The sequence below is a fragment of the Nordella sp. HKS 07 genome (genome assembly GCF_011046735.1).
Taxonomy (GTDB): domain Bacteria; phylum Pseudomonadota; class Alphaproteobacteria; order Rhizobiales; family Aestuariivirgaceae; genus Taklimakanibacter.
Window position 1 is genome coordinate 2,529,973 of sequence record NZ_CP049258.1, and the last position, 25,079, is coordinate 2,555,051.

At 57.5% G+C, this 25,079-nt stretch carries 23 protein-coding genes and 1 pseudogene; 7 read left to right on the forward strand and 17 right to left on the reverse strand.

Annotated elements, in window-relative coordinates:
• Positions 1 to 235 precede the first annotated feature (235 nt).
• Positions 236 to 595: a DUF1214 domain-containing protein gene (locus G5V57_RS11875; RefSeq protein ID WP_371744772.1), complete on the reverse strand. Its 360-nt coding sequence runs from the start codon at positions 593 to 595 to the stop codon at positions 236 to 238.
• A 648-nt stretch (positions 596 to 1,243) separates the two neighbouring features.
• Here G5V57_RS11875 and G5V57_RS11880 point away from each other — a divergent pair.
• Both G5V57_RS11880 and G5V57_RS11885 read left to right on the forward strand, forming a co-directional pair.
• The gene (locus tag G5V57_RS11880; protein WP_165167716.1) at positions 1,244 to 2,092 is read left to right on the forward strand and encodes a sulfotransferase; all 849 of its coding nucleotides are present in this window, start codon (positions 1,244 to 1,246) and stop codon (positions 2,090 to 2,092) included.
• A 210-nt stretch (positions 2,093 to 2,302) separates the two neighbouring features.
• Positions 2,303 to 2,653: pseudogene (locus tag G5V57_RS11885) on the forward strand (IS5/IS1182 family transposase); the annotation flags it as partial.
• A gap of 1 nt (position 2,654) precedes the next feature.
• On the opposite strand, the gene G5V57_RS11890 reads toward G5V57_RS11885, so the two are convergent.
• The 5 genes from G5V57_RS11890 to G5V57_RS11910 all read right to left on the reverse strand — a co-directional run bounded on the left by G5V57_RS11890 (position 2,655) and on the right by G5V57_RS11910 (position 9,708).
• Positions 2,655 to 3,776: a DegT/DnrJ/EryC1/StrS aminotransferase family protein gene (locus tag G5V57_RS11890; protein WP_165167717.1), complete on the reverse strand. Its 1,122-nt coding sequence runs from the start codon at positions 3,774 to 3,776 to the stop codon at positions 2,655 to 2,657.
• A 77-nt stretch (positions 3,777 to 3,853) separates the two neighbouring features.
• Complete coding sequence (locus tag G5V57_RS11895; protein WP_165167718.1) at positions 3,854 to 4,831, reverse strand: NAD(P)-dependent oxidoreductase; 978 nt, start codon at positions 4,829 to 4,831, stop codon at positions 3,854 to 3,856.
• A 1,151-nt stretch (positions 4,832 to 5,982) separates the two neighbouring features.
• On the reverse strand, positions 5,983 to 6,888 hold the full coding sequence (locus G5V57_RS11900; RefSeq protein ID WP_165167719.1) for a hypothetical protein: 906 nt from the start codon (positions 6,886 to 6,888) through the stop codon (positions 5,983 to 5,985).
• Positions 6,888 to 8,888 carry a protein-L-isoaspartate(D-aspartate) O-methyltransferase gene (locus tag G5V57_RS11905; protein WP_165167720.1) on the reverse strand — a complete coding sequence of 667 codons (2,001 nt, stop codon included), beginning with the start codon at positions 8,886 to 8,888 and terminating at the stop codon, positions 6,888 to 6,890. The genes G5V57_RS11900 and G5V57_RS11905 overlap by 1 nt, the downstream gene beginning before the upstream one ends.
• Before the next feature lie 40 nt (positions 8,889 to 8,928).
• Entirely contained in the window at positions 8,929 to 9,708 is a 780-nt protein-coding gene (locus G5V57_RS11910; RefSeq protein WP_165167721.1) for a universal stress protein, read from the reverse strand.
• A 1,178-nt stretch (positions 9,709 to 10,886) separates the two neighbouring features.
• Between G5V57_RS11910 and groL the strand changes: the two genes are divergently transcribed.
• The 5 genes from groL (at position 10,887) to G5V57_RS11935 (ending at position 16,883) form a co-directional block, all read left to right on the forward strand.
• Positions 10,887 to 12,509 carry a chaperonin GroEL gene (gene groL, locus G5V57_RS11915; protein WP_165167722.1) on the forward strand — a complete coding sequence of 541 codons (1,623 nt, stop codon included), beginning with the start codon at positions 10,887 to 10,889 and terminating at the stop codon, positions 12,507 to 12,509.
• A gap of 167 nt (positions 12,510 to 12,676) precedes the next feature.
• Positions 12,677 to 12,934 (forward strand): ChaB family protein, encoded by a 258-nt coding sequence (locus G5V57_RS11920; protein WP_165167723.1) that lies wholly within the window; start codon positions 12,677 to 12,679, stop codon positions 12,932 to 12,934.
• A 91-nt stretch (positions 12,935 to 13,025) separates the two neighbouring features.
• On the forward strand, positions 13,026 to 13,865 hold the full coding sequence (locus tag G5V57_RS11925) for a universal stress protein (RefSeq protein WP_165167724.1): 840 nt from the start codon (positions 13,026 to 13,028) through the stop codon (positions 13,863 to 13,865).
• Positions 13,866 to 14,303: 438 nt separating this feature from the next.
• Positions 14,304 to 16,043: an ABC transporter ATP-binding protein/permease gene (locus G5V57_RS11930; RefSeq protein ID WP_165167725.1), complete on the forward strand. Its 1,740-nt coding sequence runs from the start codon at positions 14,304 to 14,306 to the stop codon at positions 16,041 to 16,043.
• Between the two features lie 324 nt (positions 16,044 to 16,367).
• Positions 16,368 to 16,883 (forward strand): hypothetical protein, encoded by a 516-nt coding sequence (locus tag G5V57_RS11935; protein WP_165167726.1) that lies wholly within the window; start codon positions 16,368 to 16,370, stop codon positions 16,881 to 16,883.
• A 121-nt stretch (positions 16,884 to 17,004) separates the two neighbouring features.
• Here G5V57_RS11935 and G5V57_RS11940 read toward each other — a convergent pair whose 3' ends face one another.
• The 11 genes from G5V57_RS11940 to G5V57_RS11990 form a co-directional block, all read right to left on the reverse strand.
• A complete protein-coding gene (locus G5V57_RS11940; protein WP_165167727.1) occupies positions 17,005 to 17,478 on the reverse strand; it encodes a hypothetical protein in 474 nt (157 codons plus the stop codon).
• A gap of 293 nt (positions 17,479 to 17,771) precedes the next feature.
• Positions 17,772 to 18,299 (reverse strand): Hsp20/alpha crystallin family protein, encoded by a 528-nt coding sequence (locus G5V57_RS11945; RefSeq protein WP_165167728.1) that lies wholly within the window; start codon positions 18,297 to 18,299, stop codon positions 17,772 to 17,774.
• Positions 18,300 to 18,411: 112 nt separating this feature from the next.
• The gene (locus G5V57_RS11950; RefSeq protein WP_165167729.1) at positions 18,412 to 18,957 is read right to left on the reverse strand and encodes a hypothetical protein; all 546 of its coding nucleotides are present in this window, start codon (positions 18,955 to 18,957) and stop codon (positions 18,412 to 18,414) included.
• A gap of 393 nt (positions 18,958 to 19,350) precedes the next feature.
• Positions 19,351 to 20,193: a universal stress protein gene (locus G5V57_RS11955; RefSeq protein WP_165167730.1), complete on the reverse strand. Its 843-nt coding sequence runs from the start codon at positions 20,191 to 20,193 to the stop codon at positions 19,351 to 19,353.
• Positions 20,194 to 20,271: 78 nt separating this feature from the next.
• The gene (locus G5V57_RS11960) at positions 20,272 to 20,445 is read right to left on the reverse strand and encodes a hypothetical protein (RefSeq protein ID WP_165167731.1); all 174 of its coding nucleotides are present in this window, start codon (positions 20,443 to 20,445) and stop codon (positions 20,272 to 20,274) included.
• Positions 20,427 to 20,936, reverse strand: coding sequence for a hypothetical protein (locus G5V57_RS11965; RefSeq protein ID WP_165167732.1), 510 nt, complete (start codon positions 20,934 to 20,936; stop codon positions 20,427 to 20,429). The genes G5V57_RS11960 and G5V57_RS11965 overlap by 19 nt, the downstream gene beginning before the upstream one ends.
• Entirely contained in the window at positions 20,933 to 21,643 is a 711-nt protein-coding gene (locus G5V57_RS11970; protein ID WP_165167733.1) for a helix-turn-helix domain-containing protein, read from the reverse strand. Before G5V57_RS11970 ends, G5V57_RS11965 begins: the two co-directional genes overlap by 4 nt.
• A gap of 533 nt (positions 21,644 to 22,176) precedes the next feature.
• Positions 22,177 to 22,437, reverse strand: coding sequence for a hypothetical protein (locus G5V57_RS11975; protein ID WP_165167734.1), 261 nt, complete (start codon positions 22,435 to 22,437; stop codon positions 22,177 to 22,179).
• Between the two features lie 76 nt (positions 22,438 to 22,513).
• Positions 22,514 to 24,073, reverse strand: a complete 1,560-nt coding sequence (locus G5V57_RS11980; RefSeq protein WP_165167735.1) for a PAS domain S-box protein — start codon at positions 24,071 to 24,073, stop codon at positions 22,514 to 22,516.
• 77 nt (positions 24,074 to 24,150) lie between these two features.
• The gene (locus G5V57_RS11985; RefSeq protein ID WP_165167736.1) at positions 24,151 to 24,519 is read right to left on the reverse strand and encodes a universal stress protein; all 369 of its coding nucleotides are present in this window, start codon (positions 24,517 to 24,519) and stop codon (positions 24,151 to 24,153) included.
• Positions 24,467 to 24,997: a hypothetical protein gene (locus tag G5V57_RS11990; protein WP_165167737.1), complete on the reverse strand. Its 531-nt coding sequence runs from the start codon at positions 24,995 to 24,997 to the stop codon at positions 24,467 to 24,469. Before G5V57_RS11990 ends, G5V57_RS11985 begins: the two co-directional genes overlap by 53 nt.
• Positions 24,998 to 25,079 lie beyond the last annotated feature (82 nt).

Sequence of the window (25,079 nt, forward strand, 5' to 3'; positions counted from 1 at the left end):
CCTCTTCCGGGAGCCACCTGGCCCCCTCACCACCCAAAGCCCGCAATCATGGCGGGCCCGGTCACTTGTCCAAAGAGATTCAGGACTGCAGCTTCAGCAGCAATGCTCGATTCCCGAGCGAAGTCCAGTTACGCTTGTGGGCGAAGCTGGTGGCCGCTCATAGGTGGAAAGCAGACTGTCCCGCCGATCACATGAACAGCCGAATCTGACCCTGAACGGAAGTTGATCGCTCAATTTACCTTCTCGATCTCGCCGAGCTTCCATGTCTTGTCGAACCACGGCTGGAGCGGACCGTAGAGCCGCAGGGGCATGCTCTTCTCCTTGCCAGAGGGGCGTGGAACCGAAATAGACCTCCATCGATGTGTCGGGGTTGACCACCTCGCCCTACTTCTGGCTGCTGATGCTCGGAACCGCTGGTCGTCTGGAGCAGTGAACGACTATGGTTCTCGTAGAGCACGAGCGACCAGAAATCCTTGGCCGGGATGTCCGGCGGCAGGTGCAATTTGTATGTCTTGCCGCTGTCAAGCGGCTGGTTCCTCGAACCGACAACGGCAGCCGCGTATTGTGATCCGACGCCGATCATTTTGATGGACATCGCCGGCGTCGCTGAAATTGGAAAGGTTCCCGTTCCATCGCGGGGACCGTGCTGCCAGGGCGCGGCGTGATCTGGAAGATGAAGAAGATTTGAGCGGCCCTTATCCCGGTTATGGTCTGGGAGCGCTCTATATGTCCTACCTGATGCTCGACGAGGCTAATCCCGCCGCCCCAGCCTTGGATTCAAACGATTCTCGCACCCTCCTTGCCCGCTCAGACCACTCGCCCAAAAGTAGCCGCAGAACGCTTGCGACCGCCGCTCCGTTCCTGGGCGACATGCGCTCTGGCGTGTCGGCTATGGGCGCCGGCACGAAGGTTACATTCTCCCGTCTCAAAAGCTCGGCGAGCGGACCTTCGGGCTTGTGAAGAACGACAAGGGGTTGGAACCCGGTGGGCGCCAGATTTTTCACCAGCCCAAGCCCCGATATATGGCTGCCGGCGAGGACATCGCCCACAAAGGGGAAGCAGACAGCGGCCTTAGGATGTGGAATGTCTTCCATTTCTCATTTCTAGTGGAAAGTATCGCGAGGGCATTATAGAGGATTTTGTGGCCTTAAAGCCAATCGGCACGCGCAGTTGGCCGATGATCTAGCGACCCAGCAGTTATCACCGCTGACGCTTTCCGGTGCATAGGTTGGTTGAGCTCGAAATGAAAATCACTGATGTGAACTTTCTGATCATAGGCGCCACGAAGAGCGCCACGACCTGGCTGCAGCGTTCCCTGCAGAACGATCCGGACATCCTCATGCCCGATCCGGAACTGGATTATTTCAGTCGAGAGTCTCATCGTGGGCAGGATTGGTATCTGGCTCAATTCCCGGAATACAGCGGTCAACCGTTCGTCGGCGAGAAATCAAACTCCTATCTAGAGGAACCCCTTGCCGCATCGCGCATACATGCCTCGTTGGGCAACGTGAAACTGATCGCTCAGTTGCGCAATCCGATCGACCGTGCCTATTCGGACTACTGCATGCTCTTCCGGCGCGGAGAGGTGAATGGCGATATCGGCCAGTATCTCGACCCCCGCACCGCCGCGGATAATCGCTTCCTCGGCGGCGGCCGCTATCACAGACAACTTGAGCGATATTATGACCTGTTTCCATCGAGCCAATTGCTTGTAATCTTCTATGAGGACCTGCTCGTTCAGCCTGAAGCGCAATTGCGCAAAGCAAGACACTATCTCGGGGCCCTGAACGACAGCTACGCATCTCCAGTCTCGGGCCGCATCAAGGACAAGAATATGCCGATCGTCGGCGGCGGATATAGCGGTTATTTGAAGTGGCTCAAACCGATGGCGTCACCTTTTCGATCGACCAGGGCCTACAAGGCAGCGAAGCGGCTTTTCTCGCAGCCGGTTGAATACAGTCCGCTTAGCACCGAGCTGCGGGCCCGTCTTGTTGACTATTATTCGGAAGACACCGAGAAGCTGGGCAAGATCATCGGCCGGGATCTCTCCGGTTGGCTTGAAAACGTGCCACGGGACGCCTCGCCGAGGTAGCTTCAGTAGCGCAATCTGCCTGAACGACCGAGCGTGCCCGTGAGCAACACTCTGGCAATCCCAGAGCATCGGACCGAAAAGTGCGAAGCGGTTTCGGATAATCCGATGCGCATATCAAAGAGTTAGTCCCCCGTGAACTATCCCCAACTCATCGCTTGATTTGATTGATCATTGAGGCTCTGGATTTTGATTTTGCAGGGAAGTGGCGGGGCGCTATTGCAGGAGAGCTTGTCGGTTGCGGTGAGGACCGGCGCTATGGCGCCCCAGGAAACACGCCGGGTGATTGTCGACACCACGGTCGAGCCGAAGAACGTGATGTTCCCTACCGATGCCAAGCTTCTCCACCGGGCGCGTGAGAAGCTGGTGAGCCTGGCCAAAAAGGTCGGCCTCGAGCTGCGCCAGAGCTATATGCGGGTGGGCAAGCTGGTGCTGGTCAAGCATCAGCGCTATGCCCATGCCAAACAGTTCACGCGGGCCGCTAAGGCGCTGCGCAAGCTCAAGACCTATCTCGGCCGCACCATCCGCGACATCTCCCGCCAGATTGCCAGCGAGCCCGAGCTCCTTATTTGGGTGCACGCCGTCGACGAAGGTGATCCGAAAGGGCGCCGACGATGAAATCCACCTCGTCCTCCGTGAGCTCGGCGTATATCGGCAGCGAAAGGATGGTCTCGACCGCCCCTTCCACGGCCGGGAGCCTCACGGCTTTGGCCACACTCGCAAAGCAGGGCTGATGGTGGAGGGGCAGCGTGTAGTGAATGCTGGTTTGAACACCCGCTTGGTCCAAATAGCGAATGAGAGCCGCCCGATCCTCGACGTGCAGCACGTACTTGTGATGGTTGTGGACGTTTCCCGGCGCCGTGCGAACGCGTCGAATGCCCGCAAAACCCGCGAGCCCCTCGTCGTACCGCTTGGCGATTGCCGTTCTGCGCGCCTGCCAGTCCGAAAGGTGATCGATCTTCACGTCGATGATGGCGGCCTGAATGCTATCCATCTGGCAGTTGTAACCGGGTAGCTCGTAGACGCGGTTGCCCACGTGTCCATGATATCGGAGCAGGCGCACCCGTCTTGCGATGTCCTCGCGGTCCGTCACGAGTGCTCCCCCGGAGCCGCAGGCGCCAATCACCTTGGTCGGATCGAAGCTCAAGCACGTGACGGCACCGTGCCCGCCCGGCGGCCGTCCACCGCGCGTCGAGCCGAGGGCTTGGGCCGCATCCTCGATGATGGGGATGCCGCACTCCCGCGCTTCATAAGCGATTTCGTCGAGGTCGAGCAGCTGCCCGTAGAGGTGCACGGCGACGAGCGCGTCGACGGCGCGAGCCCTCACGAGCTCGAGCACTCGATCCGTCCGCATTAGCATCGTGTTGGGATCGACGTCCAGGAACACCGGACGGCAGCGATTCAGAACGATGGCCGAAGCCGATGCCACGAACGACATCGACGTGACCGCGATGCGCGCACCCTCTTTCAGACCGAGCCCTGCAATCGCGAGAACAAGCGCGTCCGTGCCGCTGTTTACGGCGACGCCGTACTGTTTGCCGTGCAGCTCTGCCAGCCGCCTTTCGAGCGCGACGACGTCCTCGCTCTGAAGGACGCGCCCCGATTCGAGCACCTTCATCACGCGCGGCATCACCTCGCCGCGAATCGAGGAAAACTGTCGATCAATGCGCATGAACGGGATCTTCACGGGGACTTCCTCCCAAGAAGTCGCGAGAGCCAGTTACCATCGAAGCGCAGTCGAAAATCAATCGCCGGAGCAGCGTGTCAGTACGGATTGTTCCGGAGATGCTCGACGTACAGGCGCACGCCTTCTTCGAGGGAGACGCGAGGCTCGTAGCCGAGATCTCGACGCGCCCGCGCGATGCTCAGCGATCCGCGCACGGGCATGTACTTCGGCGCCTCGCGGTGCACAACCGTCGTGTGTGGCACGTGTTTCCGGATAATCTCGATCAGATCCTTAAGCGAACGACTCTCGCCGCGCGTGACATTGTAGACCTTCCCGCTCGCCGCTGGCGTGGTCGCGGCGAGATAGATTGCGAGCGCCGTGTCCTCGACATACGTGAAATCGAGCTGCATGCTGCCATCGCCGTCTAAAACGAGCGGCTTGTCGTGCAGGGCGGCCTGAATGAACTTCTGAATCACACGCTGGTTAGTGTCGGTCGGTCCGTACACCGCCGACGGCCGGCAGGTGACGAAATCGATGCCGTAGTTCCTGCCGTATGTTGAGACAACGACTTCGCCGGCGAGCTTGAAGGCGCCGTAGATATCCTTGGGGTTCTTCGGATGCTCGTCTTCGTCCGCCTCGGGAGTTTGGAAGTCACCATAGACCATACTCGATGAGATGTACACGAGACGTGCCTGCGTTTGCGCGTCACGCATGATCTCGAGGATGTTCAGGGTGCTGTTCAAAATGGACTGAAACGCCTCTTCGGTGTAGTCGATGGCAATCGCGGGGAGCGGCATCGCCGCCATATGAACGATCACATCGGGCGCGATCTCCGTCAATGTGCGCCGCAGGAAATCCTTATGAAGCGTGCTGCCGCGAATGAGATGAATCGACGGAAAGATGTCTTTCAGGCGAAACGCGAAATTGGGCTGCACGCTGGCCGGGTCCGGCACGGAGTAGATGACGAACGAGTCGTAGAGATACACCCCGTAGCCCGCCCTCAGGAAGTGGCGCGCCACTTGTGAGCCGATGAAACCCGCGCCTCCTGTGATCAGAGCTCGCATTTTCTTCGACACTGTCGCCTCGGGGTAGGAGAATTAGGCGCTCCACGCGATTTCGTCAACCGGACGCGCAGGCGTGCGCGAGATTCCGTTCTGGGACGCCTGTGCGTCGGCGACGGGCTTGCCTGGCTGTCCTTGAGGCGATTTACGAAATGTCATGCAATAGAGGCCCTACCGGCATGCTGTCGCGATGCCCTCGGCACCCACGTCTCACCACCCACGGTAGGACTGTTCGTATCACCGCCGTATTTTTTCTCAATCAAGCCGCAAGAATGGTCAGAGTTCTGGATTGTCGGCATCGGCGCGGCGGTGGGCTCGGGGCGACGTAGAAGGAACTGGGATCGGCACGCCAGCAGTCACCTTCCATCGTCCCGTTCGACGCTCAGCAAGGTAGGCAAACACATTGCTCGGCAATGAGTCTATCTAAGCCAAGAAAGCGTCACTTCCGCTGTAGCGAATCAGCAACACCTGTGATTTGCAAGAACCATGAATGCGGGCCGCCGCATTGACTTCAAATGTAACTTTGCAGCCGCTTGTTGCCGGTCGTTTCCTAGGCATTAGCATTGCTCTGACAACCGTGGGAACCGTCTTCGGCCAAGTTGCACGATTTTGACAATAATAGGCCGTTCTTCGATGTCGCCAAGCTGGTTGTGTCATGCCCTGCTTAGCCGCGCAAAGCCTTCAACTTCGGCGGGATTGGCTCTATCGCACAGACTTCAGGGCGAGAGATCGCGGCGATGAACCATGATCCGCACGCTACCCTCTGGTTCGAACTCGCGGCGCTCGTATTTCGATCGCGCGGCATCGTGGATAGCGACGATCAGCCTGTCAAAAGTCTCGAAAAACGCTTCCGATGAATGAGGCCGTAATGCTGCGTGAGAGGATCGCATTCCTTGAGCGCCGCGACCGTCACCCCGCAAGCCACCTCGTACTTGCCGTCGACCCCCTGAAGCGGACGCACTGCCCGTCAAACAACCTGTCTTCATCCAGGAAAGCGAGCTGACCCATGTCCTTTCCCTTTCTCCACGCTCGTATCGCAAACAGTGAGCCTGACCATCCGTCGACTTCCTTGATCACGATCAATTTGATCGCGGAAAGTCTACCCACGTATGATACCATCAGGAATGCTCCCCCCGAACGAAATGGGAGAGCCGTTGACGGCATCGTTAAACCAACGACCCATTCGTTCTGGTCAGCAGGCCGGGGAAATGCGAACTGCACGCCATTACATGAGTAATGGCGGCCGCGTCGTAATCGTCGCCCGAGCGGTATTCCTCGAAGTACCGGTTGAGCGCCGCGACCCGCTCGGGGCTTGCGCCGACCGCCTGAAGGCCGACCGACACGCCGTAATTGGTAAAAGCGAAACGAATGCGGGGCTGTCGGGGCTCGCGGCAGAAGTAACCTGGCCGCTGCCACATCCGGTCGAGCATCGTGAGGCAGCGCCGCCGCTGCTGCCGGGCCCAGGGCTCGTCGGGAAAGAAATGGCTCATCCACAGCATCATTCCGATTCCCAGATCCTGGGTAATGACGAGATCGTCGACGGTCCGGTCGATAAGCCCCGCCATCTCGGCAATCTCTTCGCCGAGAGCGGCTTCGTCGAGCATCCGGTAGGACACATAGCCGTCGAAGGCATCGAGCGCTCCCAGGCCATAGCCCGGATAAGGGCCGCTCAGATCTTCCTTCATTTTCCAGATGACACCGCGCCCCGGCAGCACAAATGCGCGGTGAATCTGCTTGACTAGCTGGATGCCCTTGTCGCGGTACCTCCCATCATGACGCGCGAGCACGGCCAGCGCATAGATCCACATGGCGAGATAGTGGAAATATTGCCCGTCACGGTCGGGCTCCTCGCCGATCCGGATACCGCGCCGGCGACCCAGCACGCGATCGACCTCAGCGACGACCCAATGGGCCTCATCGATGAATTCCGGTTGCTCCAGGGTTTCGGCCAGCGAGACGAGGAGAACGACGCCGAATGCATCCGTCCACAAATAGCGCAACCCATTCGGCCAGATGCGGCGCTCGCGCATCCAGCTGAGTTTTGCCAGCACATAGACGGTGTCTGCGAGCATCACAGGCCAAAAGGATAGGTGTCGGGAAGACCGGCGAGTTCGGTGGTGTCGAAGGGCGATACCGCGGCGGTGCGGTCAAACCAGATGTACTCGTCGAATTGCCGCGGCAACACCGCCTGGAAATAATGGCTGGCAAGCTCCGTATCCGGGCGGTAGATGACGCCGATCGCGCGTTCGAGGCGTGGTTTGATCAACGCCCGTCGCAAGTCACCCGGCGCGGCGGATCCCAGGGGAAGAAGAAAATTCGCAATTGCCGCTTCGTGGCACAGGCGCTCGTAGCTCGCGGGATGCGCGGGGCGCACCGACTTGATTTCCATCGGTCCATCCCAGTCCGGGGCGGCGGCCACCTTCCCCGAGTCAGTCCCGAACCCAATCGTATAGAGCGCGTCGCCGAATGCCTCGCGGCACAATGCGCCTATATTGGTTTCTCCGCGCGCCGCCATCTCGGTCGCCCGGGCATTGCCGACATGGGAGTTGTGCGCCCAGACGATGGCCTTGGCATCGGGCCCATGATGGGCGAGCAGCGCGTTGAGCGTCTCGAACATATGCGTGTCGCGCAGATTCCACGAAGCGCGCGAGCCATAATACATGATGCGATAGTAAAGTTCGGCACTGGCGATGAGCCGGGCATTGTGTACGGCATCGAAGTATCGTTCCCCACCCTCCGCCATGTAGACATTCTGTTTGATCAGGATGTCCTTGAGCATTCCTACGACATCTCTCTCGCAGGTGCGGTAGGAGCCGGTGAGGGCCGCATAGCCATAAGCGGCGGGATCAGTCTGCCACGGCGTCAAACAGGCATAACGCTCGCGCGCATTGCGCGCTGTCGCGGGATCGACGCCTTCGAGATAGCGAAGAACTTCGTGGATAGAAGTATAGAGGCTGTAAATGTCGAGCCCGTAAAAGGCGGTACGCCGATGCAGCTTGTGTGCACGATTGCGGTGGCGCAGCCAGTCAACAAAGCTGCGCACCTCGTTGTTGCGCCACATCCACTGCGGAAAGCGGGCGAAGGCGGTCCACTCGCGTGGCGAATATTCGAAGTGGCGAACGTAATGGTCGATGCGCGCGGCGTCAGGCCAGTCGCCCTCAATGGCAACAAAGGTGAAACCCTTCGTCTCGATGAGCGCCCGCGAGATGCGCTCGCGCATGCGGTAGAATTCCGAAGTGCCGTGGGTTGCTTCCCCGATGAGAACCACTTTCGCGTTGCCGATCCGGTGCAGGAGCGGGCTGAAATCGGCGTCGTCGATCGTGTCGAACGGCACGCTCGCCGATGCAATGAGCCGTGCAACATCACCTTCCGGTTTCCGGGTTTTCCGAACCGGCCGGGCAAAGGCGGCGAGTTCGCCCTCCTCAGGCAACCAGCCCTGTTCACCGATCAGCGGGACAAACCGGACGTCGGCGATGTCCTCGGTTGTGAATTCCGTTTCGGATCGCCGCGTTACCCGCACCAGCTCCTGGGCGCGTGCGTCCGTGCCGACGGGTATGACCAGCCTGCCGCCGACCTTCAGCTGCTGTTTGAGTGTGGCGGGCACGCTGGGGCCACCGGCCGCCACGACAATAGCGTCATAAGGCGCATGATCCGCCCAGCCCAAAGTGCCGTCGCCATGCAGCACGTAAACATTGTCGTACCCAAGGTCGGCCAGACGGCTCGCCGCCTTCTCGGCCAGTTGTCCGATGCGCTCGACGGTATAGACCTCGCCGGCAATGCGCGACAGAACCGCGGCGGCGTATCCCGAACCGGCGCCGATTTCGAGCACGCGCTCGCCGCCTTTCAGACCAAGCGCCTCGACCATGAAAGCTACGATATAGGGTTGAGAGATGGTTTGCTCGGCCTCGATCGGCAAAGGCGAATCTTCATAGGCGAATTCCTGAAGCGCCTGGGGAACGAAGGCCTCGCGCGGCACTTCGCGAAGGGCATCGAGCACTTGAGCCGACCGGACGCCGCGTGCGGCGATTTGATGCTCGACCATATCCCGGCGCAATTGAGTAAAATCAGGCATGCCCGGCCGTCTCTCGTGAATGCTCAATATCGCCTCCGCTCTAATGCGACACGAAAACCGGCACCGAGAATTGGCGCAGCAGATCATTGGTCACGCCACCCAGCAGGGCCTCGCGAAAGCGGGAGTGGCTGTAAGCGCCGGCAACGACCATGTCGGCATCTTCCATTGCCCGGGAAGCAAACAGAGCCTCGATGACCGACAATTCTCCAGTATCGGGCCATCGCTCAACCTCGGCCTTCAGTCCATGGGCGAGAAGATGGTCACACAACAGCTTGATGTCGGCATCCCTCTCGTCCGAGGGCGGATCGAACGCAAAAAGCGATATCTGCCGGGCCTGCGCGAGGATCGGCATCGCATCATGGACGGCCCGCGTGGCCTGGCCGCTCGGGGACCAGGCAATGACGATATTCTGCAATGCCGGTTTCGGGATCCGTCTATGCGGCAGAACGATCATCGGAACGCCGGCCGACACCAACACTCCTTCAGGAACCGCCGGAAGGATCTTCCCCGCGGACTCGTTGTTGAGCTGCGTCGCTATGAGCAAATCGGCATAGTGCGCATACAGGTTTTTCCAGCCGATCGCTTCGCGGTCGGCGACCTTGAAGCGGCTGTCCAGGCGAGACGCTCGGGCCTTGGCTGCAAACACGTCTCCCACATTTTCCGCCCGTTCGGACCACTCGTTTGTGAACGCCTGGGGTGAGCTCACATCGACGCCGGTGAGCCTCGCGCGGTATTCTTGCGCGAGCGAGAGCGCGAAATCGAGACGGGCTTCGTTGTCGCGCGAACCATCGAGAAAGACGAGAATATCCCTATAGCTCATCACAGGCTCCGCTCCAGCAGCAATCCTTGATCCCTCTGCCACGATGAAGAGGAGGTGTCTTTGACATTGATCAAATCGTGGCATGTCGGCACCTTCAGTGAGCGCCAAGAGGCTGCTGCTGCGTCTGATCTTGCAACGTCCGTGGAGTTCTAATGATGACGCAAACCGCAATATCAGCCGGTAGCCATAGCCTGCCAGAAAACGAGATCCGTGACGATCGACGCTTATTGGCGCGCTGCGAACTATCTCACGGTGGGCCAGAACGGCCGTCTTTGACTTCGGTGTAGGCCAGCTAGAGCCTCCAGCCAGATACTCTGGAAATCCGCCTCGGCCCCCCTTGGCGATATCAGCTACGGCGCCGCCCTTCCGGATCGCGAATTCGCGCCCTCGGCACCGCAACCATCTTCGGCTAATTCGCCGCCGCCTCGAAGGCCTTAACCGACTCGGTCATCGACTTTGGGTCAGCCACCAGCTTGGCCGCGTGGTCCGGCTTGGCAGACTTTGGCCACTTGAGCAACTCGACCGCTGCCCCCTCGGCTTGGCCGAGGAGTCGGATTGCGAAACCTAACAGGGCGACATATGCCATAGGTTGCCGGCCCTTTCTTTGAATCTAGCGAATATAGCCTAGCCCTAGCGAGTACCGTTCCCGTCGACCTCAAGTCGCTGAAATTCTCCTCCGATAAAATCGCCGCGTTTGTTGATTTCGATCAAGCCCCTCCCTCACGCTCGCAGGATAGATTGTTCTATGGTCAGAGTTATGAATTCTTATGGTCTGGGACGGGTGATCGGCGCGGTGTTTGTCCTGCCGAGTTCTTTTCAAGCGGAACCCACTACGCTGAGCATGGTGCCCTTCTGGCAATTTCGCTGGATCAAGGACGAATGTCTGCCGGAATGATGTGCTATGCCACCTACAATGCTGATAGCTTACCAACTTGGCGGCGCTCGCTTCGCTTTCTATGCCGAGAGAACTCGGGCCAACAGCTTGGGAAAGTTCAATCATGCCTCTGCCGTTGTGCTTCATCGCCATGCCCTTCGGCCGAAATGCACGAGGCTGATTCCGCGCAACGCATCCGGAGGCTGCTCGGATCCTTGCTGCCGGGCAGTTTTGATCTGGGTCAACTTGTCACCAAAGGAAGTTGGATAAGCACTGCGGTAAAGATGATCGTGAAGGTGAACCCATGGCTCACAAGCAAGTACTCTTCCACTCAGCTGCCCGGGAAAAAATTCTTCGTGGCGCGTCACAGTTGGCGGACGCGGTTCGCATCACGCTTGGCCCACGCTCGAAGTCGGTCCTAATCGAAAAGAAGTGGGGCACGCCGGTCGTCTGCAACGACGGTGTAACCATCGCAAAGGAGTTCGATCTCAAGGATGCGGAAGAAAATCTCGGCGCCCGCATGCTACGCCAGGCGGCTGAGAAGACCGGCGATATGGTTGGCGACGGGACGAGTACGTCGACGATTCTCGCGCATGCAATGTTTGCCGATGGCGTGCGGAACGTGGTCGCCGGTGCAAGTGCCATTGAGATCAAGCGTGGCTTGGATAGAGCTTTGCTGCGCGTAACCAAAACGCTGCGGGAAATCTCGCGCCCGGTCAAGACGCGGCTTGAGAAGGAACAGGTTGCTGCGATCTCGGCGCACAATGACCCGGCGATCGGCAAGCTCGTTGGCGAGGCCATGGAAAAGGTCGGAGGAGAAGGCGTTATTACCGTCGAGGAGTCAAAGACCACGGAAACCACGATGGAGGTCGTCGAGGGCATGCAGTTCGACCGCGGCTTCCTTTCCCCATACTTCGTCACGGATCCAGAGAAAATGGAGGCGGTGCTGGAAGACCCGATGGTTCTTCTCGTCGACAGGAAGATATCGACGCTTCATGATCTGATCAAGCTTCTGGAGGCCGTCGCCAAGGCCGGCGCGGCGCTCTTGGTGATTGCCGAGGAGGTGGAAGGCGAAGCGTTGGCAACCCTTGTGCTCAATCACGTGCGCGGAATTTTCCGCAATTGCGCGGTGAAGGCGCCTGCCTTCGGCGACCGACGCAAGGCCATCTTGCAGGATATCGCGATCCTCACTGGCGCCCAGGTGATTTCCGAGGATCTTGGAGTGAAGCTCGAGAATGTGACGATGGAACAGCTCGGCCGGGCGAAGCGCGTCCTCGTCAACAAGGATCATACAACTATTATCGGCGGCGCCGGCGATGGGGACGCGATCAAGAATCGCGCAGACCAGTTGCGCCGGGAGATAGAGGATACGACGAGCGATTATGATCGGGACAAGTTGAAGGAACGTCTGGCTAAGCTCGCGGGCGGTGTGGCTGTGATCCGTGCCGGTGCGCCGACCGAGGCGGAAATGAAGTCCAAGAAGGAAGCCCTTGATGACGCCATAAGCGCGACCAAGGCGGCCGTCGCGGAAGGCATAGTCCCGGGCGGAGGCCTTGCCGTGTTAAAGTGCATCGCCGAGGTGACTGAGGAGGAAAAGACCTGCGAGGGAGACGAGCGGACTGGTGTGCAAATTCTGAAGCGCGCCCTGGAAACGCCAGTGCGCCAGATTGCCGAGAATTCCGCTGTCGATGGCGGCGTCGTTGTCGCCAGGATGATCGAGGGAAAGGGCAATTTTGGTTTCGATGCGGGCCGAAAGGAATATGTCGACTTGATTGCGGCCGGAATCATCGACCCGACAAAGGTCGTTCGAATTGCACTGGAGAACGCAGTGTCTGTCGCGAGCATACTGCTGCTAACCGAAGCGACAATGACTGACATTCCGGAGCCGATCAAGGAGCGAATGGCCGAGCCGGAAATGTCCATGTAAGTCGCATCGGCCGGCCCCAGCTTCCGCCGTGCACGCTCGTGCAGTGCGGCGGAAGTTGCGCTACTATCGTTTCCAACGCGGTCGATCTCGCCGGGATTCTACGTCTTGCGCGCCGGTTCAAATCTGGTCGAGATCAGACCCGGCTTGACCGATAGAGGGGTTCTGCGATGCCATACGCGAACAATGCCGACCTTCCTGATGCCGTTAGGCACAATCTCCTTGAGCATGCGCAAGACATTTACCGGGAGGCGTTCAATCACGCCTTTGCCGCCCATGTCGGAGACCCGCGCCAGGAAGAGGGGGCGCACCGCATTGCCTGGGCGGCGGTCAAACGGTCATACATGAAGCTGGGCGGCCAGTGGGTTGGCAAAGCCGATACAAGGCGAGCGTTCAGAGACACTGCGCGCCAGTTGCGGTCGCGATAACTCATCGGTCCTGTTTGACACAGGTCAACGAGGGATTGCGGCCTCAAAGTATGTATATAGGTATAAAGGTGTACCAATGAAAGGGTGACATATGGCCTACAAGACCATCCTTGCTAGTCTGAACGAAGTGTCTCAGGTGCGCACCGTCTTGAGCGCCACCGCGACGATCGCCCGCAATGAAATGGCTCATGTGATTGGCCTTTACGTCATTCCGGCGATAGAGCTTCAGGTCGGTTCCGAGATCCAGGTTGTCCCGGTGGAGAACGATGAGCTGCAGAAATACTTCAAGCAGCAGGAGAAGGCGGTCAAAGCGGCCTTCGAAAGCATGATTCTGGAAGACGGGATTGAGGGTGAATTTCGCGTGATCGAGGCCTCGGAGCCTTATATTGCCGCCACTATCACAGAGGAATCCAGAGAAGCCGACCTGGTGATCGTCGGCTATTCCAGTTCCGTCAGCAGTCGGGCGCTTGGCGCAGATTTCTCCGAGCGGCTGGTGATCGGGTCCGGCCGGCCGACGCTTGTAGTGCCGCGCGACGGCCACCGCGGATTTGCTCATGACCGGATCCTGGTGGGTTGGAACGGCTCACGGGAGGCGGCCCGCGCTATCTTTGACGGCGTTCCATTGCTTCAGCGTGCCGATGAGGTTCTGGTCGCAATCGTCGGCACCGAGTTGGAACATAGATTGCGCGCCGAGACACGCCGAGAGGGCCTTGTAAGAACGCTTCTGCGCCACGGCGTCCATGCGCGCGCCATCGATCTCGACAGTTCGCGTGAAGCGGGGAAGGTTCTCCTTGAAAGAGCTGAAACCCGTGATGTCGGTCTCATCGTGATGGGCGCCTATGGTCACGCGCGGCTGCGCGAGTTTATCTTGGGAGGCGCGACCCGTTCCGTGCTGAAAGGCATGAGGTGCCCCGTCCTGTTCTCCCATTGAGCCGGCGCCGGCAGAAAGGCTTGCCGTGAAAGTACTCGACGTGATGACCAGTCCGGCGGTGACGACCTTGCCGAAGCCCGGCTTATCGATGATATGCCACTGTCAAGATCGGCATCGAGGAGGTGGCCGCCGATTTTGTCCGCTGCCGATCACCTCTCCGTTGAGATTGACCATTGCGTCGCCCGAATTCCTGGCATCAACGACAGCGATAGGCCTGTGGCAGCGTACCCTCATATGATTTTCTACTATCGCGATCTACGCTCTGGATATTGATATGGATCGAAAGCCCTGGGAGAGCGCTTCTGTGATTGACCGGGATCAACAGGCGGTGGCGGAAATGCCGCAAAGGCCGAGCGGTTGCGGGGTTTAGGTCGCCGGCCCAAAACACGGGGTCAGCCGCTATTCGAGATAGATGACTGCAGCGAGGCATGCCGATCCATGACACAGGCCTACAGCACTCCCGGCGTGATCAGGCATATTCGTGATCTGGTCAACCTCCTTGCCGGCTCGGCAGGATGGGCGCGCCTCTTTACCCTTGCCGTTTGCATTGTTGTTGTAATCGGTGCGACCGCTTTCGCGCAGCTTAGGTTGAACGCCTGGAATCAACCCTTCTTCGATGCTATCGAGCGCAAGGACTTCGGAGCATTCATCGCCCAACTAATCGTATTTGGTGTGATTGCTTCTACCCTTCTAGTTCTGAACGTTGCGCAGACTTGGCTCGATGAGACTCTCAAAGTCGAGACGCGCAGATGGCTCACGCGCGATCTGCTAAAAGAATGGTTGATTCCCAAACGTCCCTTTCTGATCGCAACCGCGGGCGAGATCGGCGTCAATCCCGATCAGAGAATACACGAGGACGCACGGCGGTTGACGGAGTTGAGTGTTACGCTGGCTATCGGCTTTTTTCAATCCACACTGTTGCTGGGCAGTTTCATCGGCGTGCTATGGATCCTGTCGGAGGGGTTTATGGTCACACTCGGCGGCCAGGAATACGCCGTGCCGGGATTTATGGTGTGGTGCGCCTTGATCTATGCAGCGTCGGGATCCTGGTTGAGCTGGCTTGTCGGCCGGCCGTTGGTCGGGATCGGCCAGGCTCGCGCCGCCCAGGAGGCTGACTTGCGGTTTTCGCTTGTCCGCGTGAGCGAGGCGGCTGACGGAATCGCCCTCTCTGGCGGCGAGCATGACGAGCGCCGGCACCTTGACGATGAGCTGGACAAGGTCATCAAGGTGATGGGTCGCTTCGTGGGCCGGATCACGCGACTGAGGTGGGTGACCGCAGGTTATGGCTGGCTTGCGATAGTTGCGCCGATCGTTATAGCGGTTCCCGGCTATTTTCAAGGGCAGCTCACATTTGGTGAGTTGATGATGACGGTGGGCGCTTTCAATCAGGTCCAGTCGTCGCTGCGCTGGTTCGTGGACAATCTGAGCGGGATCGCCGACTGGCAGGCGGCACTCTTGCGAGTCATGAGCTTTCGCGACGCGGCTTCGAAGATTGAAAAGGCGGAACGGTCGCGTACAAGAATCAACATTCTCGACGGCTCGCAAGTGCTAGCATTCAGAGATGTGACAGTGTGCGTATCGAACCGTGAGATCAGCCTTGATGCTTCCTTAGTAAAGGTTCGACCCGGCGAGCGCGTCTTGATCATTGGCAAACCGGGCATTGGAAAGAGCCTCTTCTTCCGGGCGATTGCCGGCCTGTGGCCGTGGGGAAGAGGCACAATTGAGCTGCCACAGCGAAGCGGCATGATGTTTGTCCCGCAGCGGTCATACGTGGCGGGAGGCTCATTGCGTCATGTGCTCGCCTATCCAGTTGATCCCGGCAAGTTTCATCGGTCCGATCTGATCCGTGCTCTGCGTCAGACCAATCTTGGCCATCTCGTGCCTTCCCTCGATCGTGTCATGCGATGGGATAAGGTACTTACAGCCAGTGAACGATCGTACTTGTCATTCGCCCAACTCCTGGTCCATCGTCCCCAGTGGATCATCAGCGATGAAGCGCTTTCGAATCTCAACGAGGATGATCGCACGATGGTGTTTTCTCTCTTCAAGAACGAGCTTGCGAAAGCCGCGGTGCTCAGCATTGCCAGCAGTGACCCACAGCACGCCTTCTATTCGCGAGTATTTCACCTGGTCTCGCATTCGGTGTCGAACAGCGCTCGCGGCGACCTGGGCGGATAGGAGAGCAGCGGCACCGATGATATGTGATCGAGATCATTTCCCTGACGAGCTGAGGGCTGTCGTTGTGGATCGACAGAGTCTCCCGTGAACTATCCCTAACTCATTGATTGATTTGATTGATCATTGAGGTTCTAGATTTTGATTTTGCAGGGAAGTGGCGGGGCGAGGCGGCACGCCAGCAGTCACGGAAACTGCAATATAAGCCGGTACCCATAGCGGGTGCCGTGCCCCCGTCGACCTCAAGTCGCTGAAATTCTCCTCCAATAATTTGCCACGTTTGACTTCGATCAAGCTCCTCCCCACGCTCGCAGGATAGTTTATTCTATGGTCAGAGTTGTGGATTCTTATTGTCTGGGATGGGTGATCGGCGCGGCGTTTGTCCTCGCGCTGCCGAGTTCCATTCACGCGGAAACCCGCTACGCCGAGCATGGTGCCCTTCTGGCAATTTCGCTGGATCAAGGACGCATGTCTGCCGGAATGATGTGCTATGCCAACTACAATGCTGATAGCACGCAGAATCCTCCCAATTCCCAGAGGGCGGACTCGCGACGCGGCGACATGTGTCGGCGTTCCAATTCATCTAACCTCAATTCGGACATCCTTGCTTTTGATGTCACTTCATGGACTCGCCAAGCGATATCGGAGCTCGCAGACAGGCTTCTCCAAATGGAAGACCCTATGAACTATGACTTTACAAAAGCAAGGGTGGCCGGCCGCCCAGTTCGCAGGATCGATGAAAGTTGGGACGATCCCGATCTTCACGAGTCTGTATTTGAGTTCAGTTCTGGTTGTTACCTGCTCATGCAGGTTGCGCCGTTGCCCTTGCTTCCCAGAAGCTAATGCGTAACGGTCTTTCGCCGTCTCAATCAGAGCTATCTGAGCTAAATGCCTCTTAATCTTGGCCTCATGCCGACATGCAAAGACTTGCCAGAGCGCTAAAGCGATTTCCTCACCCCGCGCTCTATTCTTCTACCTGCAGCGACTCGAGATATTTCACAATTTCCATCACCCGCCGTTCGATCTTTCTCTCAGCGACTTTGGCTGCATCGAGGGAAGTGCCATCCTCAAGTGCCTCATCCATCAACCAGTCGCCCCAGATCGGCATTTCTCGGGTGCCATGGGATCCGGTCATCTTGAGTCCCAATATCCAGTCATATACGGCCTGTTCGTCGAATTTGCCATGAGCCCTTTGCTTGATGCGTGTAAGATCAGGTGGAATTTTGGTGAGGTTCTTCGTCAGCGGACCATTTCCCCTGGCGTCCGCATTGTGGCATTCGGCGCAGAGGGCCTGGAAGTCATCGCGAGCGCTGTTGGATCCCGCATGGGCTGTACCGATCGAGACCACAAGCACTGCGGCAAAAATAGCACGGCCACATGCTCTGGTAGCCGCCCTCATCTTGTCTATTTTCATCATGTCGGCGAGCATTGCGTGCATGGGGACTGCTTGCGCCTTCACCGCTTTGGCATATTCAAGGCTTCGGCCTGTGCTTCAGTGATTGTAAGCGTGCTCTTGAGGACGGCAAGAAGGCGTGTTTGCCGCAATAATATGCGTCTGCTGGTCGTCCCCGTCATGCCTTGATCCGCCATCCCGCTGATCTGAAGTCCCGTACAGCGCGACGCAGCTTGAATGCGCATGATGGTCTCTGAAGGTTTGTCGGGTTGGAGCGCGAGTCAATTACGAAATGGTCGCGCTCCAGCCTGTCGGGGGCGGTCTGCTCTCACTGTCGATCAGGCTGCCTTCACCTCAATTTTCTTGGCCGGTTTCATTGCCTCGGCCTTCTTGGGTAGAATGACGGTCAGCACGCCATCCTTAAGGGTTGCCTCGATCTTTCCAGAGTCGACGCCCTCGGGAACACGGAAGGTCCGTTCAAAGGATCCATAACGCCGTTCCGACAGGTGGTTGCCGGCCTTTGTCTCTTCTCGGCTTTCCTTCTTTTCACCCTTGATCACCAGCCGATCGTTGGTGAGTTTTACCTCAAGGTTGTCGGCGTTCATGCCAGGCACTTCGGCAGTAACCTCATATGCCTTATCCTTATCAACAATGTCGACTGCAGGTGACGACCACGAAGCCTCGAACCGAGCCCGTGGTTCAAAATCAAAGATCGAGTGGTGAAAGAACGGTCGCCAACCGCGGTCAAACTGATCGAAGATCTGATTGATTTCACGCTGCAGGCTCAGCAGTGGCCGCCATGGCGCTGCTTCTTGCCTCTGCGTCTCCTCCTTAGCAACAGGCAGTTTGGTGACTGTTTGCGTCATTTTATCCTCCTTTCAATAAGGGGCTATCATTATAATTATGCCATCTCTGTTTGATGGTTCCTTGATCTCGATCAAGCCGGTCTGAATTTTCGGTGGTATTTCTGCGAGGCTACTAAATTTTGTAGAGCTTTTCCTCGATGCGCGCGGCGGCGATCCGTCGATACAGGTCGCGTTTGCGAGCCAGCGGCCACCAGTCATAAAGGAATATGTCGAGCGGGCGCCAATTGGCAACCCAACCGAGGATGAGGAAGCTCTCCTCGACAAGCCTCTTGAAAGGCGCGTCGTGCAAGAGGCCTGCCGCCAGCTGTGCCAGGAGCAGACACGCAATAAGCGTCACAATCCCTATTGCGAGCGAGTATCGTCCGATGCGAAATAACTCATTGAGTTCACGCTGAATGGCCAGAGACCGTGACCCGAAGTATCCGACCATAGCTTCGCTAAGAGCCAGAAACGCACTTCGTTGATGCGGCGTATCAGGGTGATGAACGATGATCCGCAGAGACTGTTGCGGAGCAAGTTCTTGTGCCCAGCCCACAATATACTCTTCGGCATCTCGATTCAGATCCCGTTCGGGAAACGGATATGGGTCGAGCGTATCAAACAACTGTGCAATGTCGTCGACCCGTAATTCAATCGTATTTTCAGTGGATGTACCCATGGTTTCTCTTCGACCATGGAGACTAGGCACGGTGGGCAAATTGAGATTGATCCTGGTCAAATCTCCCGTTGCGAAATGCTCCGACACTTATAGGAGGATTTCCATGTCCATTAGCGATACCACGATTTCATCCGCTGCCGACGGCGACCAAACCGGCAAAGCACGGCTCGGCGCTGTTCCCGGCACTGGTCATCGATTCCATGGTTGGATCCGGTGTCTTTAGCCCGCCGCAGAATATGGCAGCCGGGCCGGCCCATTCGCCATCGCCATCGGATGGACGATAACAGCGGTAGGGATGTTGCCTCTAATGTTCGTTTATCAGTCACAAACACGCAAGCCCGAGCATGGCGCTGAAGCTGATTGATACAGGAAGGAGGGATTCGAGTTCGCGCCTCAGTGCGAGAATAATACCGGACAATTCATGCCACTGAGAACAAACCGGGTCGCTCCGCCGAGAATCAGCTCACTCAGACGCGAATGACCATAAGCTCCCATCACAAGGAGGCCGGCTCCGCTATCCGATATCTTGGTCAGTAGGGCCTCGCCGGCCTCCCTCCCCCCCGTGGAGAGGGGTTCGATCACCGCCTTGACGCCATGGCGCGACAAAGCCGTGGCAAGATCGACGCCGGGCAGGCTACCAGGACTGGTATACTCCATTTCCGGATCGACCCAGACTACGCGGACTTCATTTGCACCTGTCAATAGCGGCACGCTGTCGAAAGCGGCCCGCGCCGATTCACGCTTTCCACTCCAGCCGATGATGACGAGTTCGGCCACCGCGCTCGTCCCACCTTTCCTTGGCAAGACAAGGGTCGGTCTGCCAGTAGACAACAGGATCTGCTCGACGAAAGCGCGACCCGTGACGGACAATCCCCCATCCTCCGGGGGCTGGTTGATGATCGCGATATCAGATCGGCGCGCATAGTCAATTACATGATTCGTAATGCTGGGAGTTATCGAATCCACCAAAACGAAGTCGCTACTGATACCCGCCACTTGCGCGAGCGATTCGAACAAGTCTCGCACGGATTTCTCGGCCTTTTGGTAAGTCTCCCGATTGCCTTCGAAGACGACCGGCATGCCAAAGCTTGTCCCAGCATAGATCTCGACAGCAGGGATGACATATAGGCCCTGGAGATGGGAATCAAAATTGCGGGCGAGCTCCGCCGCGCATGTAAGGAGAGCCTCGTTGCGCTCGAGATCATTCAGGCTCACCAGAATCGTCTTGTATGTCATACCATTCTCCTTGGATCGAACACTGGGTTCGCGAGGATACGCAAGGCCGATGCCGTGGCATTGACTTAGGTCAATTGATCAGGAGACCGGATCATCGGCTATGCGTCTGTGCAGCCCGAGATCGCTCATCACCGTGTAGCACATTTCGGCCGCGGATTTGGACGCGTCCACGTAGAGCCAGGCTTCCGAAGTGGCGGTCGGCTGCGCGCGAAGAACCTCCGGCGTGGCGCTGATCAGGTCTTTTGCGAGCATAGGCAAAACTGCTCGATGTTGTCGGCCAGATCAAAATCATGCACTTCCACCGATCCTCGGCAGCTGCGCAGCAATGTCCTGGTTGCAAGGCGTTCTTCGACCAGGCCATCAAGCTGGACGAGCAGTAGAAATTCACCGCCGGCAACGGCTTGCGCCAAACGTTTGGCATGCGCGGGAAAGAGCCAGCGTCCCAACAATCCTTCGAATGCCGAGGCATCCTGTGATATGCTCTTCGGCAAGACAGGTCCGCATGCGAGTGCAACAATTCGGTCCTGCCCTGTCTGGAAGTCGAGGGAGCGCGACTTCCCATTCACGATGGCGCTGAGTTCAGCGGATCTCTCCCGGCCGTGAGTAAAGCTCGCTTCGCGCCCGACGATAGAGATCGCTTGTGGATCAAGCTCATTGTGGACCAGTTGCCGCAGGGCACGCAAGGCGTCGTCGAGATTGGCCACGACCGCGAGCGCGAAGCGCCGATGTGCCGCCTCTTTCATGACTCTAGGCAATCGCCTGCCGCCAGTGCTTCCAGGCGTTCAATATCGAGGATAATGAGCTTGTGGACTTCCGGCAGCCGAATGATCCGCTTGACCTTCAGCTTGGTGAGATTCCGACTCACGGTCTCTATCGTCAGCCCCAGAAAATCTGCGATGTCGGACCTGCTCAACTCAAGGCGGATCGCGGGCGAATTGTCCTGTCGGCGGTGCAACTCAAGAATAAAGGCAGACAGCTTCTCCATCGCGGAGCGACGGTTGAGAACGGCTATCTGGCCTAGCGCATTCTCGAGTTTCTTCAATAGAAGGCTTACGAGTTGCGGTGCCAGCGTTGGCTCGTCGCGCATGTGCCGATAAGCACTGTTCTGCTCTAAGCAGCGGAATCTCACATGAGTGATCGCTTCGGCACTGCAATGCCGTTCCGAGGTAGCTTCAAAGCCCACGATATCGCCGGCAAAGCGCAGGGAGATAATCTGACGACGCCCGTCGCTCAACACGTGATAGATGCGCACGAGTCCCGATTCAATCCGGTAGATTTTATGATTATCGTCTCCCTGATGATACAGATGCTGATGAGGATCTAGGCTGCATAAAGATTGGCAAGATAGCAATTGATCGAATGTTTTCAGGCCTTTTGAGGACTCACCTGCGCTCACGATCTGGAGCGGGGGGCGGTAGTCGCGTTCTGAATCTGCTGCAAGGGTTAGCATGGTTCACTCCTGAGCATCTGTCCGGCCTCAGGAAGCTCTCCTTGCTTTGCCCGTGTTTGCCCCGATTGTGCCGGTTTGTGGCAAATTGTGCGGGGTGGCCGGAATGGCGGGAATTGGGTTGGCTGATGCCGTCCCACCTGACGCCTTCGGATTCTACGTTTTGCGCGCTCGCTCCGATCTGGTCGAGATAAGGCTCATACTCGCCCAGTAACTGGACCCGACAACGGTGCCAAATGCCTCGAATCCTGAACTGGCGAAGGCTCCCAGGCGTATCCTCCTGGAGCGCGCCCTCTCATAAAGCACTCAATCTTACTTTTACCGATCATGCGGAGGCGGGAAGAAGCGGCGCACCGCCAGGGCTTCAAGAAGGTTTTTTGACCAGCTGCGCTCAGCACTGGAACGGCCGACAATAGTCAGATCGTGGGTGCGAGCTGCCTTGATCAAACCCTCAATGCCTGCGGTTATTGGATTGGAACTCCAGCTTGCGGTCACTCGGTCCATGGCTGCCGCGCAAGTCACTTTCGGTATATTATTTATCTTGAGAAACGGCTCACGTGCGAGCGGGCATTCGCTATTGCGTCCTTGGCATTGAGCAGGGTCGTTCGGAGTGCGAGTTCTACGGCGTCGCCGCGTGCAAACTCGACATGAGGATTATAGTCCGCAGGATTTATCGCATTAATGGGACTGTGAAGGAAATCGATATGGGCATTCAATGGCTTAGCAATAGCATACGCAGCGCCGAGCACTGCATCGTCGGTTTTCGTCCCGCTGACAGCAACCAATATCGATTTCATAACGGCACCTTGTTGAACTCTAATGCCAACGTAAGCGGAGTGTCGTTAGAAAGGTTTGATGCAAATCAAACCCGCCTCACGGCGGTTCGCTGAGCACGGCTTCCAAGGCGCTGCGTAGATCAGCTAGCCGATATGGCTTACGAAGCAATTTTATACTGCCGAGATTCTCCGCCCGGAGGAGATCTTCGGCGTAGCCTGAAGTCAGCAGTATCCGAATTCCGGGATATATTTCCCTTGCCTTTCTGGCAACGTCATATCCGGTAAGCCCCCCTGGCAGCACGAGATCGCTAAACAGCAAATCCACCTTGAGCCCGCTTTCAAGGAATTTGATAGCGCTCGCCCCATCCGACGATTCATGGATCTTGAATCCGAGCGTCACAAGGCGGGTAACCGTTAAATCACGGACACCGTCGTCGTCTTCGACAACAAGGACGGTTTCGCGGCGCTTTCGCGACAGTTCGGCATCAACTGGAACGGCATCGGTATCCATCGTCCCGTTCGCCCGAGGCAAATAGATGTTGATAGTCGTTCCGTGACCAAGCTCGCTATAGATCGTCACATGGCCGCCAGACTGCTTGGCAAAGCCGTAAACCATGCTAAGGCCAAGGCCGGTCCCGTGCCCCCTTGTCTTCGTCGTGAAGAACGGTTCGAAGGCGCGATCCCTGACTTCCGCCGGCATGCCAGTGCCAGTGTCAGAGACAGAAATTTGCACGTAGTCGCCATGCGGCAGTTCAATTGTGTCTCCGCTCTTGACTTCTTCCATGCGGATATTTCGTGTTTCGACGACAAGCTTCCCGCCCTTTGACATGGCGTCGCGTGCATTGATAGCTAAATTGACCAGAGAGCTTTCAGCCTGAGTGGGATCCACCTTTACCTGCCACAGGTCCGGCGCAAGGACGGTTGACAGTGAGATATGCTCACCCAGCGTGCGGCGAAGCATACTGGTGACATTCAGTACCAAGTCGTTAGTTTCAAGAATTTCCGGTTCAAGATGACTGCGTCTGGCAAATGCGAGAAGGCGGGACGTAAGCTTCGCTGCAAGGTCAGCGGCCTCCTGCGCATCTCTTAGCATTTTGTGCACGTGCTCTCCCTGTACGCTCATCTCGATGAGTTCCAGATTTCCCGTGATCACAGTCAGGAGATTGTTGAAATCATGTGCAATGCCGCCCGTCAGCTGGCCTATTGACTCCAGTCGTTGCGCTTGGGCAAGCTTACGCTCGCTTTCCCGCAAAGCTTCTTCGACCCGCTTTCGGTCGCTGAGATTGGTGATGATGCCCGCAAAATAACGTTTTCCTCCTGCAACAAACTCGCTGACCGCCAAATCGAGTGGGAAGGTGGTCCCATCTTTGCGTTTGCCCATCACTTCCCGGCCGATACCGATAATCTTTCGCCGTCCGGTGGACAGATAGTTCGAAATATAGCTGTCATGTTCGCCGTGGAACGGTTCAGGCATCAGCATGCGAACATTCTGTCCAATCAGCTCGCCTGCCGGATAGCCGAAAATCCTCTCGGTCGCCGGGTTGACCGAATCGATCATTCCGCTGATATCTATCGTAATTATAGCCGCGACAGCCGAGTTCAGAATGGCCTCGAGCTTCGAGGCTTCCGGCCCGCCGTTCGGCAGTTTCTGTTGCATGATCCCAGGCTGGATTTGAGTTCTATAGGCCAGCGTAGCATTGGATTGACCCAACGCGGTAGTGGAACTCTAGACAGCTAATGGGACAGGAATAACGGCACATTGCAGTGCCGCAGAAGAGCCCGCGTAACGCCCCCGAGGATCAGCTGCCGTATCCGCGAATGCGCAAAACCACCCATCACGATCAGGTCGACAGCCGAGTGCTGGGCATATTGTCTGAACGCTTGGGCCACGTCGCCGTTATCCGCATGAATGGACTTGGCAATAATCTTCACCTTGTGGGAAAGAAGGTGTTCGACCAGCCTCGCGCCAGGGATCGAACCAGAGAGGTCCTTTTCACCCTCTATTTGGATCACCTCGACCATTTCTGCAATGCGCAGGATCGGCAACGCGTCAAAAGAGCGCGCGCGCTGCCTTGCTGCTACCGTCCCAGGCAACAACAACATGCCGTGCACTAAATGAGGTGAAGCCAGGAGGAACAACGATGACCGGACGTCCACTATCCAACAGTGCTGCCTCTATCAGATCCCGGTCGATGTCGATTGCGTCGGATTCGCTGTCTAGAATGCACAAATCATGCAAGCGGGTCTCTTTGGTAAACCCTTCGACCAGCTGTAAACGCTTGAGCTGAGGCGAACTGACGGAAGCCGCAACACCGATTGCACGGGCCTGCTCGCTAATGCGCTCGGTCACCGTACGCGCCAACTCTGCAACATGACGATTTTCCGAGGCCACGATGCCAGCTACGATACCGCTGACAAATGAATGAGGCAGGGTAAGCTTCACCGACGGAGCGTATACCGTAATTTGCGCTCCTGCTAGCTTTGCGAGTGAAAGGCCATAGCCGATCGCGGCGGTCGGCTCATACTTGTTCTCAACCGACAGGCCGATGAGAATATTCTCGATATTGTGAAGTTGACGCATAAGCCGCTCCTTTCAAAAGCCCGCAACACAGAAGGCCTTGTGATCCAGCTCAATTGGGTGAAGGCATCACCTCCGACCAAAC